Origin of the sequence: Pseudomonas sp. BIC9C, from assembly GCF_034541995.1 — a bacterium.
GTDB classification, from domain to species: Bacteria; Pseudomonadota; Gammaproteobacteria; order Pseudomonadales; family Pseudomonadaceae; genus Aquipseudomonas; species Aquipseudomonas fluorescens_CC.
This window is the reverse complement of sequence record NZ_JAWDGM010000001.1, coordinates 1224776-1239486: the sequence shown is the minus strand read 5'-3', so window position 1 is coordinate 1239486 and position 14711 is coordinate 1224776. Positions and strand designations below refer to the sequence as shown.

Sequence of the window (14711 nt, the reverse complement as noted above, 5' to 3'; positions counted from 1 at the left end):
TTTCTTATTCACAAAGCGAGGATCGCAACCCTGTAGGAGCGAGCCTGCTCGCGATGAACCTGAGAACAACGCGCTCATCCAGAATGAGCGCGTTATCGTTCACGACCATCGCGAGCAGGCTCGCTCCTACAGGGGTTACAAAATAGCGGCATTAGTGCGTTGGGCCTGCTTCAGGTAAACGCCCAGCTCCCGTGCCGGCAACGGCTTGCTGTAGTGATAGCCCTGACCTTCGTGGCAGCCTTCGGAAATGATGTAGGCCTCTTGCTCGGCGGTTTCCACGCCTTCGGCAATCACCTGCATGCCCAGGCTCTTGCCCAGCTGGATGATGGCGCGAACGATGGTCGCATCGTCATCGTCATCGAGCAGGTCCTGAACGAAGCTCTTGTCGATCTTGATCTTGTCCAGCGGCAGGCTTTTCAGATAGCTCAAGGATGAATAGCCGGTTCCGAAGTCATCGATCGCGATCAGCGCGCCGGAGCGACGCAAGCTGAGCAGGTGCTGGGCCGCCGTGCTGATGTCTTCCATCAGGCCGGTTTCGGTGACTTCCAGCTCCAGGCTGCGTGGCGGCAGGCGGTACATCTGCAGCAGGTTGTTGACCACCCGGGGCAGTTCGGTGTGGTGCAATTGAACCGTGGACAGGTTGACCGCCATGCGCAAGTCGCTGAAGCCCTGGTCATGCCATTCGCGTAATTGTTTGCAGGCCTGGTCCAGCACCCATTCGCCGATGGCGATGATGGTGCCGTTCTGTTCGGCCAGCGGGATGAACAGGTCTGGCGGCACCATGCCGTGCTCGGGATGTTGCCAGCGAATCAGGGCTTCGACGCCCACCACGCGGTTGTCGCGGTAGCTGATCTGCGGCTGGTAGACGAGGTAGAACTGATTGCGGATCAGCGCATCGCGCAGGTCTTTTTCCAGTTCGCGGCGGCGGCGCATTTCGGTGTCGACGCTGGCGATATAGAACTGATATCGGTTGCGCGAGCGGGTCTTGGCCAGCGTCATGGTCTGCTCGGCCTTTTGCAGCAACTTCTCGGTGCTGTTGCCGTCCTCGGGGAACAGGGTGATGCCGATGGTGGCGCGCAGGCGGATCTCCTGATGATCGAGGGCGAACGCCGCTTCCAGATCATCGAGAATGCTTTGCGCCAGTTCGGCGGCTTCGTAGGGTTGCTCGATATCGGCCTGGACCAGGGCGAACTGGTCGCCACCGAGGCGGGCGAGGGCGCCCAGGCGACCGCTATGACCGCGCAGGCGATCGGCCAGGGCCAGCAGCAGCTGGTCGCCGGTCTGGTAGCTGAACTGCTCGTTGATGCCCTTGAAGTCATCGAGGCCGACACACAACACCGCGACCCGGCGCTGTAGCCTGCCGGCGTCGATGAGGATCTTGTCCAGTTGTTGCTGCAACTGCTGGCGGTTCGGCAGACCCGTCAGGAAATCATATTGGGACATGCGCAACAGGCTGTTTTCTGCTTCGTGGCGCAGATGGGTATTGCGTTCGATGGATTCGAGCAACTGGTTGGCAGTGTTGATCCAGATGCCCAGTTCGTTTTTCTCGTGACCCTTGAGCAGCGGAATCTTGTGTTCGCTGGGACGATCCGGATTGATTTCCGTGAGGTGCTCGATGATCCGTGACAGCGGCTTGGTCAGCAGCCAGTGATAGACCAGATACAACACCAGCCCCATGGCGAGCGCGCGCAGTACGCCGGAGATGAAGATGATCACCGAGCTGATAATGAACCCCTGACCATAGGTGGCGGTATCGAGGGTGATGCTCAGGTCACCGTAATACTCGCTGTAAGGCCCGCGACCGACCAGTTGGGTGGTGAAGGTGCGTTCCTTGCCAAGAATCAGGTCGGTCAGCCAGCGACTGTGGGAGTACTGCAACTCGCGGGTTTTTTGCGCGAGCATGGCTTCGTTGGGATGGCCGATGGAAGCCTGGCGCACGGCGGCGTCCTGAAACAGGCCTTCGATCACCTGCATGCCCATTTCCCGGTCCAGGCTGTAGACGGCCTGGGTCGAGGGGTCACGAAACATGTCGAGGATGCGCTCGGCATCGCTGGCGACGGCCTGGCGTGTTTTATAGGCATCGAACACGATCTGCGCGCAGCTCAAGATCACGCCTACGATCAATGCCGACAGGAGTACGACCCGAAGCAACTTCACCGACAAGCTGTTCTTGAGTTCCAGCTTCAAAGGGTTATTCCTTGTTCCGTGCGGGTAGCATCAAGTTGCCATGAGTATTGGCAATCCCGTGATGGCAGTCAAAGGGACAATCATCCTTGGGGGATTTTGCCTGCAGCTTGGCCGATTTGCAGTTGTCCTGACGAGTTAGCCTGTTAGCACTGTGTCGGTTGTCGAGTCCTTCAACTTGAGGGGCGGGGTGGAGATATTTTCCTTTTGTTTGATGTTAGTCGGCAGTGGCGGTGGAGCAAGGGGCTGGAGGCTGGTTTCATCTTGGGAAATTGGCTTCGTGCGGGTTTGGGGGGTACATATCCATTGCTGCGGTAACGGCAGCTGGCGGTTTCGCCCTTACGGCGAGTCACTTTTAACTAGCGCCCGGAATGCCGGCCCAGTTAAAAGTAACCAAAAGCGCTCGCCCCGAACGTCCGGCCCCTCGCCAGGGCTCGGGGTTCCTTCGCTCCGGCATTAATCCGGGGGCATCGCCCTCCGGTTGGCTTCGCTGGCACCTACATGCGATGAGTTCGACTGCGTCGAACGGCGCTGCGCGCCCATCCCCGGATGAACGCCTCCACTCAGCCTGCCGAGGGGGCGGGTGGATCAAGATCAAGAGCGGCAGGCGAGCTAACGCTCGGCCTGTTGAGTGGTGAAGAGCGTGGGGGTACGCTGATCTGCCTTTGCTCTGCTCTTCTGTAGGAGCGAGCCTGCTCGCGAAAAACGCCGGGACACCGCGGGGATTCAGACAGCCCGCGTCATCGTTGACGACCATCGCGAGCAAGCCGGCTCCCACTGGCTCGGTGGTGACCTGTGGGAGCGAGCTTGCTCGCGAAGGCGGCGCAACGATCGCCACCGTCCCGTTGCTTGTATCCTTCCATAAAAATGTATGGTCAGCCCATCTCCTGCAACCTCATGGGCTGTTTCCGGTAAAGCTGGCTTGCGCTAATGTATCCGGGCTCATGGTGAGCGTTGCTGGAACAACGCTCGGCCCTCGATGAGTAGCCGCTCCCGACTGTCCTGAAAAACCCTCAGCCTCTCTAGCTGATTTTTATGCCAGGTTCTCAGTCGGGCCGTTTGCCGTTTACTGTCATCAGTCAGTGACGTCGCAAAAGCCGGTGGTAACGCTGTACGTTCAAGCGTTCGGATGTGGGTCGTACTGGCCGCCTTTGGCCAGTACCGCCCACACGATTCGCGCCAGTTTGTTCGCCAAGGCGCAGGCCACGATGTTGGAGTGTCGGCGCCTCAGCAGCTCTTGAACCCAAGGCCCAAGGGCATCTTCCCGTTTATCGATATGACGCATGATGGCCCGCGCACCCTGCACCAAGAGCTGACGTATGTGCTTGTCCCCACGCTTGCTGATCCCCAGCAGCACCGTCTTTCCGCCCGTCGAGTATTGCCTCGGGACCAGCCCTAACGAAGCCGCGAAATCGCGTCCGCTGCGGTAGCGCGAGACATCCCCACGTCGGCCAATACCGCGCTGGCGGTGATCGGGCCAATGCCAGGAATACTCTGCAAGCGTTGTCCGGCATCGTCTTCCTTCAACTGTTGTTTCAGGTCGGACTCGATGTCCTTGATCTCATCAGTGAGCTGTTGAATCTGATAATAGAGGCGCATCAGCAGGCCCTTGAGACGCAATGGAACCGGGTGCCGAGGGTCGTCCAGTAGCGCCGGTACGCGGTGTAAGGCCGTGACACCGATGGGCAGGCTAATCCCGAACTCCAGTAGAAACCCATGAATCTGGTTGGTCGCCGCCGTCCGATGCTCAATCAGCGAGCCTCGAACACGGTGCAGGGCCGAAAGCGTTTGCTGTTCTGCCGTTTTGATCGGGCAGAAGCGCATCGTGGGGCGGCTCGCCGCCTCACAGATCGCTTCTGCATCAATGAAGTCGTTTTTGTTGCCTTTAACGAACGGTTTGACGTACTGCGGAGCGATCAACTTCACCTCGTGACCGAGTGCGCCGATCTCCCGAGCCAACCAGTGGGCACCACCACAAGACTCCATCACCACCGTGCAGATGGGGAGTTGCGCCAAGCTTCCGAGCAACTGGCCACGGCTCATCTTCTTGCGCAAAACCTGATGACCTCGGGTGTCCTGGCCATGCAGGTGGAAACTGTGTTTGCCGATGTCGATACCGAGAAGCGTCATCGCATTCATGAGAGATCCTCCGGCCGAAAACGAGAAAAGCCCTGCAAGCGTAAACCTGCAGGGCTTATCGGTCAGGCTGACCATCTCATTAAACCCGGCATAAGCCGGGCTTTTTTGACTGGCGACGAGCTTAAGCGGTGAAGGTTTTGCCTTCGAACTGCTCAGCCACGAACTTCCAGTTGACCAGGTTCCAGAACGCTTCGACGTACTTCGGACGCAGGTTGCGGTAGTCGATGTAGTAAGCGTGTTCCCAGACGTCGCAGGTCAGCAGCGGGGTGTCGCCGTTGGTCAGCGGGTTGCCGGCGCCGATGGTGCTGGCCAGGGCCAGGGAACCGTCAGCCTTCTTCACCAGCCAGCCCCAACCGGAACCGAAGGTGCCGATGGAAGTCTTGCTGAACTCTTCCTTGAACTTGTCGAACGAACCGAAAGCCGCGTTGATGGCTTCGGCCAGTGCGCCGGTTGGTTGACCGCCAGCGTTTGGCGCCAGGCAGTTCCAGTAGAAAGTGTGGTTCCAGACCTGAGCGGCGTTGTTGAAGATACCGCCCGAGGAAGTCTTGACGATTTCTTCCAGGGTCTTGCCTTCGAACTCGGTGCCTGGCACCAGGTTGTTCAGGTTCACGACGTAGGTGTTGTGGTGCTTGTCGTGGTGGTATTCCAGGGTTTCCTTGGAAATGTGCGGCTGCAGGGCATCGTGTGCGTAAGGCAGCGGCGGCAATTCGAAAGCCATGATGATTCTCCTAATCAGGTCAGTTGCGGTGAGCGCAAGGCCGATCACGGGCGGCCAGACAAGCGCCGGGGAGTTTGTACTCTTTGCGGCGCAGGGAGTCGGATCATAGCACCGGGGGGGCGGCATAACCACGCAACAACTGTGTGGAATAGAGGTTCTGCGAATCAGATGGCCGCGATCAACTGCAGCGCTACGGCAAACATCATCACCGCCACCAACAGATCGAGAATTCGCCAGGTGCTGGGGCGGGCGAGCCACGGTGCCAGCCATGCGGCACCGAGCGCCAGGGTGAAGAACCACAGCAGCGAGGCACTGGCCGCACCTACGACATAAGCGCCCGGCTCGGTTTGTTGTGCGCCGAGGGAGCCGATCAGCAAAACCGTGTCCAGATAGACGTGCGGGTTGAGCAACGTCACCGCCAGCGCACTGAGCATGACCGCCCGCAGCGAGCGTACGGTCTGGCTCTCGCCCTGCTCAAGGCTCTGTTTCGAAAAGGCCCGGCGCAGTGCCTGGCTGCCGTACCACAACAGAAACGCTGCGCCGCCCCAGCGGGCAATCGCCAACAATGTCGGATTTTGTGCCAGTACTGTCGCCAGGCCGAATACCCCGGCCGCCACCAATAGCGCATCGCAGGCCACGCAGAGTGCCGCCACCGGCAGGTGATGTTCACGCCGCAGGCTTTGCGCCAGGACAAACGCATTCTGGGTGCCGATCGCCATGATCAGGCCGAAGGCCACGAGCAGCCCGTTCACATAACTTTGCCACATGATTTCTTACTCCGCGTTGGCTGCCAGATCCCGCAGCACTTGCAGGGCACGGTCGGCGTCGGCCTGGCCGACAAACAAATGGTCGTGGTAGTAGCCGGCAATCACGTTGCAGCTGATGCCGGCCTTGCCCAATGCCGTGGCGAATGCGGCGGTCAGGCCGACCGCTTCGAGGGCCGAATGCACGTTCAGGGTGATCCAGGCGGCGATGTAGTCGAAGCTGAATCCGGCTTTTTCGGCGTGGGAACGTTCGAGAATCACGGTCAGGCCTTCCTGCTCGCGGAAGCTGCCGACAATCTCCAGATCCGCAGGCAATTTGCCGTCGCGCAGGGTGCAGAACACGTATTCGCCAGCGTTGAGTTGCGGGCTCATGCTGCGCAGCAGCGTTGCCAGTGAAGTTTCGCCAGCCATGTGGGGGATCCTTGTTCAAGAGTTCTTGCTGGTCATTGTCCTTGGGAAGGCTGTATAAGAAAAACAAATCATGCTGATCGCTCATTAGGAAAACTGATGTTCGACTATAAATTGCTTTCCGCCCTGGCCGCCGTGGTCGAACAGGCCGGTTTTGAACGGGCGGCCCAGGTGCTGGGCCTGTCGCAATCGGCGATTTCCCAGCGCATCAAGCTGCTGGAAGCACGGGTTGGCCAACCGGTGCTGGTGCGGGCCACGCCGCCAACGCCGACGGAAATCGGTCGACGGTTGCTCAACCACGTGCAGCAGGTGCGATTGCTTGAACGGGATTTGCAAAGCCTGGTGCCGGCGCTGGATGAAGAGGGCCTGCCGGAACGCCTGCGGATCGCCCTGAATGCCGACAGCCTGGCCACTTGGTGGGCGCAAGCCGTGGGGGCTTTTTGCGCGGAACAGCATCTGTTGATGGACCTGGTGGTCGAAGACCAGACCGTGGGCCTCAAGCGCATGCGCGCCGGTGAAGTGGCGGCCTGTGTCTGCGCCAGCGAACGTCCGGTGGCGGGTGCGCGCAGCGTGCTGCTGGGGGCGATGCGTTACCGTGCGCTGGCCAGCCCCGCCTTTATTGCCCGGCATTTTCCGCAAGGTGTACGCGCCGATCAGTTGGCCCGAAGCCCGGCGCTGGTGTTTGGCCCGGACGATTTCCTGCAGCATCGTTATCTGGCGTCCCTGGGCGTCGAGGGTGGTTTTGAACACCATTTATGCCCGTCGTCGGAAGGCTTTATCCGTCTGACGGAAGCCGGGCTGGGCTGGGGGCTGGTTCCGGAACTGCAGGTACGCGAGCAACTGGAAAGGGGCGTATTGCAGGAGCTGCTGCCAGATAAGCCAATCGATGTGCCGCTGTACTGGCATCATTGGCGTAATGGCGGCCAGTTGCTGGGTTTACTCACCGATCAATTGGTCCGTGCGTCGAAGCAATGGCTGGTGCCCTTGGAGCAGCCGTAAGCGTCAAGCTGCAAGCCGCAAGTGAAGCGCTTGCGCACTCGATTTAACTTGCAGCTCGTAGTTTTGAGCTTGTAGCTGCATCTGTAGGAGCAATTCATGAAGATTCTGGTTACCGGCGCAAGCGGCTTCATCGGCGGGCGCTTTGCGCGTTTTGCCCTGGAACAGGGCCTGGACGTGCGGGTCAACGGTCGCCGGGCCGAGAGTGTGGAGCATTTGGTACGCCGGGGAGCCGAGTTCATCCAGGGCGATTTGAGCGACCCGGAACTGGCGCGCGAACTGTGTTCGGACGTCGAGGCCGTGGTGCATTGCGCCGGTGCCGTCGGGTTATGGGGGCGTTATCAGGACTTCCATCAGGGCAACGTCCAGGTCACCGAGAACGTGGTCGAAGCCTGCCTGAAACAAAAGGTTCGGCGGCTGGTGCATCTGTCGTCGCCATCGATCTACTTCGATGGTCGCGATCACCTGGGCCTGACCGAAGAGCAGGTGCCCAAGCGCTTCAAACACCCTTACGCCGCCACCAAGTACCTGGCCGAGCAAAAAGTCTTCGGTGCCCAGGAGTTCGGCCTGGAAACCCTGGCCCTGCGCCCGCGTTTCGTCACCGGGGCCGGCGACATGAGCATCTTCCCGCGCCTGTTGAACATGCAGCGCAAGGGGCGCCTGGCGATCATCGGCAACGGTCTGAACAAAGTCGATTTCACCAGTGTGCAAAACCTCAACGAGGCGTTGCTCAGCAGTTTGCTGGCCAGCGGTTCCGCACTGGGCAAGGTTTACAACATCAGCAATGGCACGCCGGTTCCGTTGTGGGATGTGGTCAATTACGTCATGCGCAACATGGAAGTCCCACAGGTCACCCGCTACCGTTCCTACGGCCTGGCCTATAGTGTGGCGGCGCTCAACGAGGGTGTGTGCAAATTGTGGCCGGGGCGTCCCGAACCGACGCTGTCGCGTCTGGGCATGCAGGTCATGAACAAAAATTTCACCCTGGACATCGGCCGCGCCCGGCATTATCTGGATTACGATCCCAAGGTCAGCCTCTGGACGGCGCTCGATGAGTTCTGTGGCTGGTGGAAGGCTCAGGCTGTTCGCTGACGTTCGAACAAAGACCCCTGAATGAACCGGATACGGGCTTCAGGGTCAATGGTTGCGGCTGTGGGGTTTATACTGCGCGGCATAAAGCCATTATGTGATCCACTAAGGTTGACCCAATGTCCATGCGTAACGATGCCAACGACGACTTCGATGATGTACCGAGCCTGCGTGCAGACGTTCTCGATGACGATTTTCCGCCCACTGCCCGCACAGCCGTGCAAGCGCGCACGGCGCCGGTGGTGAAGGTCAAGGCGGCGGGTACCGGTGCCCTGTGGGCCTTGGTCGGGGCGTTGTTCTTTGCGTTCGCGGGCCTGGCCTGGTGGAGCTTTCAGCAGATTTCCCTGATGGAACAGCAACTGGTGGCGACCCAGGAGAGCTTTGCCCGAATCAGTGAAGAAGCGGCAGGGCGCCTGCAGGATATTTCCGGCAAGGTTGTTGCCAGCCAGACCAGTGTCACCACCGACAGCGAGGCCTTGAAGCTGCAAATCCGCCAGCTGGAAAGCAAACTCCAGGACCAGAATGCCCAGCAGCAAGGTGTTGCCGGCCAGGCCTCGGACCTGGACAAGCGGCTGGCACAAATGACCGCGCAATCCACCGAACTGGACAAACGCGTGGCGCAGTTGACTGCTCAGAACAACGAACATCAGACAGCCAATACGCAGTTGCAGGCCCAGGTCAAAGCCTTGAACGCTGAATTGGCCGCCCTGAAAAGTGCCCCGTCCGACTCGGAAAAACTCGATGCGCAGTTGAAGAGCCTGGGCGCCGATATCACCGCGCTGAAGAAACAAGGCAACCCGAGCGCTGCCATCGAGCGTCTCGAGCAGGACATGATCGTGCTCAAGAGCGAGCAGGACAACCGTCCGGCGGTCACGCAGGGCTCGACCAATACCGCCGAGTTCGATGCGTTCCGCAGCCAGGTCACCCGCAACATCAATACCCTTCAGGCGCAGATCCAGAACCTTCAGCAGCAACTGCGCGCCCGGCAGTAATCCGAACACTTGTGGCGAGGGAGCTTGCTGTGGCGAGGGGGCTTGCCCCCGTTCGGCTGCGCAGCAGTCGCAAAACAGGTAACCGCGGTGTGTCAGGCCAAAACCGGTCGTAGGTCTTAGCGCCGCTTCGCAGCGCAACGGGGCAAGCCCCCTCGCCACAAAAGCTTCACTCAGCGTTTTCCTGAATATCCATACATCCCCCCTTTGCCGTCTACGCTCTTGAAACACCACCAGGAACGAGGGATGCGCAATGGGGTTTCTGCATAGGTCCGCCTTGCTGTGCGGCATGTTTTTGTCATGTCTGGGCCAGGTGCAAGCCGCCGGGAAGGAAAAGGACGACAGCAAGGCTGCCATCGCCCTGCTGGAAAAAGCCCTGGCTTATTACCACCAGAATGGCGACAAGGCCTTTGCGGCGTTCAGCCGCCAGGGTGAGTTTGTCGACAAGGACCGTTATGTCTTTGTGCTCGACACCAAGGGCGTGATGCTTGCCAGCGGCGGACCGTCGTCGGCGTTGATCGGCCGGGACGTCTCGGAGGTGCTCGGGCCGGACCTGCAGAAAGCCTTCAAGGACGCCCTGAAAGTGCCGGAAGGCAATGGCATTCAGCAGGCGGAATATCGCTGGCAGAACTGGAATGACGGCAAGGTCGAGCGCAAGCATGTCTACTACCAGCGCGTCGGCCAGCGGATTCTGGCGGTCGGTTATTACCTGCCACGAGCCTCCGCCGAACAGGCCATGGCCTTGCTGAATAAAGCGGCAACCGATCTGGCCAAGGACGAAAAGGGCACCCTGACGGCGATCAATTCCCTCAAGGGCGGCTACCTGCAGGATGACCTGTATGTGTTTGTCGTCGACCCGGATACCCAGCGTTACGTGGCCCACGGCACCAATCTGCGGCTGGTCAATACCGACTTCAGCAAGATCGCGGACCCGGAAGGCAAACCGGTGGGCGAGCCGATTCTGGCGTTGCTGGCCAGGCAGGATGACGGCGAATACGAATACCGCTGGAAAAACCCGGTGACCGGCAAGGTCGAGAACAAACATGCCTACCTGAAGAAGGTCGGGCACTTTCTGGTGGCGGTCGGGTATTACAGCCCTTGAATTGTAGTGACTGTCATATCGCCTTCGTCGGAACGCCGCCCGGAGCAAGCCCGCTCCCACATTAGACCGAGTTCTTCATGAGCACGCGGTCAACTGTGGGAGCGGGCTTGCTCGCGAATACAGGCGATTAGGTCCATCTACCGAACCTTGTCCTCGCGCCCGCGCAACAGCATGTTCGGCATGGCAATCGCTGCCGCCAGCCCCAGCAAAGACACCACCGCACTGACCGTCAGCAAGTGCCGGAACGTCAACAACAACTCGGCACGCAAGGCGTTCTGCGCGTCACCCGGTGCGGCGTTCAAACCGTCGAGCAACACATTGCCTGAACTGCCCTCGACGATCAGCGACGAGCCGGCCAGGTGCGCAAAACTTGAGTCCTGCAACAACGCCAACAGCAGCGCCGACATCAACGCCACACCCACGGCACCACCCAGCGAACGGAAGAGGTTGGTGGTGCTGGTGGCGACGCCGATGTCCCGCTGGTCCACCGAGTTCTGCGTGCCGACCAATGACGTCGGGAACTGCATGCCGGAGGAAATCCCGCAGAGCAACATGAACAGGCTGCTCACGACGAATGCCTGCGGTGGGCTGAACGCCATGCCAAGTATCGCGATGGGCATCAGCGCAGCACCGGTGAGAATCATCGGTTTGTAGCGTCCGGTCACGGAAGTACGGCGGCCGGCGAAATACGCGCCAATCGGCAAGCCCATGGCCAGCGGCAAAAGATGCAGGGCGGCGCTGTCGGCACCGGCGCCGGTCACGCTCTGAAAGCGCAATGGCATCAGCACAATGAGCGAGATGGCCTGGAAACTGGTGAAGAAAATCGTGCACCAGCACAGGATCGCATTGCGGTTGGCGAACAGGTGCATGGGCAGCAAGGGCTCCCGTGCCCGCCGCTCGTGAACGACAAACAGCCCCAGCACCAGCACCGCACACGCGAGCAACGCCAGCACTTCGGCGCTGCGCCAGGAATGGCCCTGACCGACCTGCGTGATACCCAGCAACAACGCCGTCAGCCCGATGATCATCAGCACGGTGCCCAGGTAATCGATGATCGGTTTGCGTTGCGGAATCGGCAGGCCCACCAGCGTGCGATAAGCCACCAGCCAGGCGCCCAGGCCCAGCGGCAGATTGATCAGGAACACCCAGCGCCAGGACAGGTATTCGGTCATGTAACCACCAAGCACCGGGCCGGCCACACTGGCCACTGCATACATGCTGCTGAAATAGCCCTGATACCGGCCGCGCTCCCGTGGCGGCACGATGTCACCGATGATCGCCTGGCTCACCGAAATCATCCCGCCGGCCCCGATGCCCTGGAAGATTCGCGCCAGTACCAGTTGCTCCATGCTCTGTGCCATGCCGCAGAACACCGACGCCAGGGTGAACAGGCCCATGCCGAACAGCATCAGCTTGCGCCGCCCGTACAGGTCGCCCAGTTTGCCGTAGATCGGCACCGCCACGGTCATGGCCACCATGTAGCCGGAAATCACCCAGGCCAGCAGGCTGACGTCCTTGAACTGCGCGGAAATGGCCGGCATCGAAACGGCGACGATGGTCTGGTCCAGCGCCCCGAGAAAAATTGCCAGCATCAGGGCGATCAGCACGCTGCGGATGGCGGGTTTGGGCGTTTCAGGCTGGCGGAGATTGGTCACGGGAAAACCTGCGGGCAGTGATTGACCCGCAAGAGGCAAGGCGAGCGGGGATGCTCGCCAGTGTAAGTCGGTAGCAGGCTATTCGATAGCCTCATAAGGAAGTCCGACGTAGTTTTCTGCGATGGTTTTTCGACCGGCCTCGGAGTCGATGAAATATTCCAGCTCCGACTCGGCGATGCGCTGGCTGAAGGCATCGTGCTCATCGAAGCGGTGCAGCATCGAGGTCATCCACCAGGAAAACCGCTCGGCCTTCCACACCCTGCGCAGGCAAATTTCGGAGTACTTCTCCAGCAAATCGACGCGATCTTCGCGGTAAACCTTGAGCAAGATATTGAACAGCGTACTTACATCGCTGGCTGCCAGGTTCAGGCCCTTGGCGCCGGTGGGCGGGACGATGTGCGCGGCATCGCCGACCAGGAACAGGCGTCCGTATTGCATCGGTTCGACCACGAAACTGCGCAGCGGCGCAATGCTTTTTTCGATGGACGGCCCTGTCACCAGATTGTCCGCCAGGTCTTGCGGCAGGCGGGATTTGAGTTCATCCCAGAAGCGTTGGTCGGACCAGTTCTCGACGCTTTCGTCGGCGGGTACTTGCAAGTAGTACCGGGTACGGGTCGCTGAACGCATACTGCACAGCGCAAAACCACGCTCGTGGCGGGCGTAGACCAGCTCTTCATGGACCGGCGGCGTATCGGCAAGAATCCCCAGCCAGCCAAACGGATAGATCCGTTCGAACACTTTCAGGCTCTCGGCCGGAATCGACTGCCGTGCCACTCCATGGAAACCATCGCACCCGGCAATGTAGTCGCAATCGAGGCGATACAAGTCGCCGTCTTTTTCAAACGTAACGAACGCTTCATCGGTTTTCATGCCGTGGAGCTCGACGTTGCCTGCCTGGTAAATCGTTTGCGCACCGGCGACCTGACGAGCGGCCATCAGGTCGCGGGTGACTTCGGTCTGGCCGTAGATCATCACGGTTTTGCCACCCGTCAGGGCGTGCAGATCAATGTGTACCCGGCGCCCGTCGAGGGCCAGTTCGAAGCCGCCGTGCACCAGTCCCTCGGCGTCCATGCGCTGGTTTACGCCGGCCTGACGCAACAGCTCTACCATGCCTTGTTCGAGCACACCGGCGCGGATTCGGCCGAGTACATAGTCCGGGGTCTGACGTTCGAGAATGAGGGTGTCGATGCCGGCGTTGTGCAGCAATTGGCCGAGCAACAAGCCTGAAGGGCCGGCACCAATGATGGCGACCTGGGTTTTCAGCGTTTTCATTGTTTTTATGACTCGCAAGCTTCACGCGACCAGGGCCGGTGAATGATTTTTATGGATCGAGTGCTTGCATTTTTCCCTTGCGGGTCTGTCAATTGAAGGTGAAAACTGAGTCGATAGCTGTACATTCTGCCAATCGGTGCGATTATCGCCCGTCATCTATTCCGAGGCCTGGATTGAAGTGATGAACAAGCCTGACCTGCCTTCGATTCCAGTGTTCAAGCTCTACGGTGAAAGCCTGGATTGGCCGACCCCGGACTTGCTGCACTGTGAAACCATTTCCAAACGCAGTAGCGAACATCATTGGGAAATCAAACCCCACCGCCACGCCGATTTGTGCCAGTTGCTCTTCGTATTCAAAGGTCAGGCAGAGCTTGAAATCGAAGGCCAGCGTACGCAACTGGTGGAACCGGCAATCCAGATCCTGCCACCGCTGTCGGTGCACGGCTTTCGTTTTTCCGAGGACGTGGAAGGCTTTGTCGTGACCCTGGCCGCGCCGCTGATCGCCCATTTGCAGATGCAACTGGGGCAATCGCTCAATGCCCTGGCCCAGGCCGAAAGTTACCCGGCAGGCAAGGACGCCGAGTACCTCAACAGCCTGTTCAGTGCCTTGCAGAACGAGTACACCAGCCACCAACCGGCGCGGGAAATGCTCATGCATTCGCTGGTCAGTGTGATCGTGGTGTGGATCAGCCGCCAGGTGATCCAGCGTCGCACCGCCATGGCGCGACCGCAGCGGGCCCGGGAATACCTCAACGGCTTCATTCAGCTGGTGGAAGAGACCTATCGCCAGCACGTCAAGGTCGAGGACCTGGCACACCGGCTGGGGATTTCCGTGTCCCACCTCAACGGCACTTGTCGTGAGCTGGCGGGGCAACCGGCGTTGCAGATCGTGCACGAACGGCAGTTGCTGGAGGCCAAGCGTTTGCTGACCTACACCAGCATGACCATTTATGAAATGTCCGACGTGTTGGGGTTTTCCGATCCGACCAACTTCACGCGCCTGTTCCGGCGTCGTGTGGGGATTTCGCCCAAGGCGTTCCGCGACCGCTTGAAGGCCGATCAGGACAACGAAGCCTGACCTCCTTCGTTACCGGAGGGCATCGAGGGTGGCGTTGTGGGGAATGCAGTGCTCGAAGTTGCAGCTCGCGTAATCACGGGGCAGGTTGCGCAATTGCTCGACGCGCCAAGCTGCAGCGCCATACAGCCCGAGTGTGACCGCACAGGTGATGAAGATCGCGAGGTATCTTCTTGTTTTGATGTTCATGGCGTTGACCCCTGAACGAATACCTTTCGGTATTACTTTGAGCATAGGTCAGCGCCGGTGAGTTACCAACAAACGGGTTTGGCATTTGACGCGGTATTCAGAACACCGATGACCCCTGTGGGAGATTCTAT

Annotated in this window: 12 protein-coding genes and 1 pseudogene; 5 read left to right on the top strand and 8 right to left on the bottom strand. The window is 59.8% G+C overall.

Features of this window, described 5'->3' with window-relative positions; all coding sequences use genetic code 11:
* Positions 1-135: 135 nt before the first annotated feature.
* The 5 genes and pseudogenes from RS887_RS05815 to RS887_RS05795 form a co-directional block, all read right to left on the bottom strand.
* A complete protein-coding gene (locus RS887_RS05815; RefSeq protein ID WP_322614713.1) occupies positions 136-2187 on the bottom strand; it encodes a putative bifunctional diguanylate cyclase/phosphodiesterase in 2052 nt (683 codons plus the stop codon).
* A 1114-nt stretch (positions 2188-3301) separates the two neighbouring features.
* Positions 3302-4323 (bottom strand): annotated as a pseudogene (locus tag RS887_RS05810) (IS110 family transposase).
* Positions 4324-4444: 121 nt separating this feature from the next.
* The gene (locus RS887_RS05805; protein ID WP_007986065.1) at positions 4445-5041 is read right to left on the bottom strand and encodes a superoxide dismutase; all 597 of its coding nucleotides are present in this window, start codon (positions 5039-5041) and stop codon (positions 4445-4447) included.
* A gap of 164 nt (positions 5042-5205) precedes the next feature.
* Positions 5206-5808, bottom strand: a complete 603-nt coding sequence (locus tag RS887_RS05800; RefSeq protein ID WP_111279814.1) for a LysE/ArgO family amino acid transporter — start codon at positions 5806-5808, stop codon at positions 5206-5208.
* A 6-nt stretch (positions 5809-5814) separates the two neighbouring features.
* On the bottom strand, positions 5815-6216 hold the full coding sequence (locus RS887_RS05795; protein WP_223503966.1) for an ACT domain-containing protein: 402 nt from the start codon (positions 6214-6216) through the stop codon (positions 5815-5817).
* A gap of 96 nt (positions 6217-6312) precedes the next feature.
* Between RS887_RS05795 and RS887_RS05790 the strand changes: the two genes are divergently transcribed.
* The 4 genes from RS887_RS05790 to RS887_RS05775 all read left to right on the top strand — a co-directional run bounded on the left by RS887_RS05790 (position 6313) and on the right by RS887_RS05775 (position 10389).
* Complete coding sequence (locus RS887_RS05790; RefSeq protein WP_322614712.1) at positions 6313-7212, top strand: LysR family transcriptional regulator ArgP; 900 nt, start codon at positions 6313-6315, stop codon at positions 7210-7212.
* A gap of 96 nt (positions 7213-7308) precedes the next feature.
* Complete coding sequence (locus tag RS887_RS05785) at positions 7309-8301, top strand: NAD(P)-dependent oxidoreductase (RefSeq protein ID WP_322614711.1); 993 nt, start codon at positions 7309-7311, stop codon at positions 8299-8301.
* A 116-nt stretch (positions 8302-8417) separates the two neighbouring features.
* On the top strand, positions 8418-9290 hold the full coding sequence (locus tag RS887_RS05780; protein ID WP_322614710.1) for an ATPase: 873 nt from the start codon (positions 8418-8420) through the stop codon (positions 9288-9290).
* A 250-nt stretch (positions 9291-9540) separates the two neighbouring features.
* Positions 9541-10389, top strand: a complete 849-nt coding sequence (locus RS887_RS05775; RefSeq protein WP_322614709.1) for a cache domain-containing protein — start codon at positions 9541-9543, stop codon at positions 10387-10389.
* A gap of 137 nt (positions 10390-10526) precedes the next feature.
* Here the strand turns inward: RS887_RS05775 and RS887_RS05770 are convergent, their stop codons facing one another.
* Both RS887_RS05770 and pobA read right to left on the bottom strand, forming a co-directional pair.
* Positions 10527-12044: an MDR family MFS transporter gene (locus RS887_RS05770; RefSeq protein ID WP_322614708.1), complete on the bottom strand. Its 1518-nt coding sequence runs from the start codon at positions 12042-12044 to the stop codon at positions 10527-10529.
* Between the two features lie 78 nt (positions 12045-12122).
* Positions 12123-13307 (bottom strand): 4-hydroxybenzoate 3-monooxygenase, encoded by a 1185-nt coding sequence (pobA, locus tag RS887_RS05765; protein ID WP_322615262.1) that lies wholly within the window; start codon positions 13305-13307, stop codon positions 12123-12125.
* Positions 13308-13497: 190 nt separating this feature from the next.
* Here pobA and RS887_RS05760 point away from each other — a divergent pair, with 190 nt between their 5' ends.
* Positions 13498-14394: a helix-turn-helix domain-containing protein gene (locus tag RS887_RS05760; RefSeq protein ID WP_322614707.1), complete on the top strand. Its 897-nt coding sequence runs from the start codon at positions 13498-13500 to the stop codon at positions 14392-14394.
* Positions 14395-14403: 9 nt separating this feature from the next.
* Here RS887_RS05760 and RS887_RS05755 read toward each other — a convergent pair whose 3' ends face one another.
* Positions 14404-14580: a hypothetical protein gene (locus RS887_RS05755; protein ID WP_181456676.1), complete on the bottom strand. Its 177-nt coding sequence runs from the start codon at positions 14578-14580 to the stop codon at positions 14404-14406.
* Positions 14581-14711: the final 131 nt, after the last annotated feature.

Excerpts from the sequence above, each read along its gene's own strand:
- RS887_RS05805 (WP_007986065.1), bottom strand. The coding sequence starts at position 5,041 with ATGGCTTTCGAATTGCCGCCGCTGCCTTACGCACACGATGCCCTGCAG.
- RS887_RS05800 (WP_111279814.1), bottom strand. The coding sequence starts at position 5,808 with ATGTGGCAAAGTTATGTGAACGGGCTGCTCGTGGCCTTCGGCCTGATC.
- RS887_RS05795 (WP_223503966.1), bottom strand. The coding sequence starts at position 6,216 with ATGGCTGGCGAAACTTCACTGGCAACGCTGCTGCGCAGCATGAGCCCG.
- RS887_RS05790 (WP_322614712.1), top strand. The coding sequence starts at position 6,313 with ATGTTCGACTATAAATTGCTTTCCGCCCTGGCCGCCGTGGTCGAACAG.
- RS887_RS05785 (WP_322614711.1), top strand. The coding sequence starts at position 7,309 with ATGAAGATTCTGGTTACCGGCGCAAGCGGCTTCATCGGCGGGCGCTTT.
- RS887_RS05780 (WP_322614710.1), top strand. The coding sequence starts at position 8,418 with ATGTCCATGCGTAACGATGCCAACGACGACTTCGATGATGTACCGAGC.
- RS887_RS05775 (WP_322614709.1), top strand. The coding sequence starts at position 9,541 with ATGGGGTTTCTGCATAGGTCCGCCTTGCTGTGCGGCATGTTTTTGTCA.
- RS887_RS05760 (WP_322614707.1), top strand. The coding sequence starts at position 13,498 with ATGAACAAGCCTGACCTGCCTTCGATTCCAGTGTTCAAGCTCTACGGT.
- RS887_RS05755 (WP_181456676.1), bottom strand. The coding sequence starts at position 14,580 with ATGAACATCAAAACAAGAAGATACCTCGCGATCTTCATCACCTGTGCG.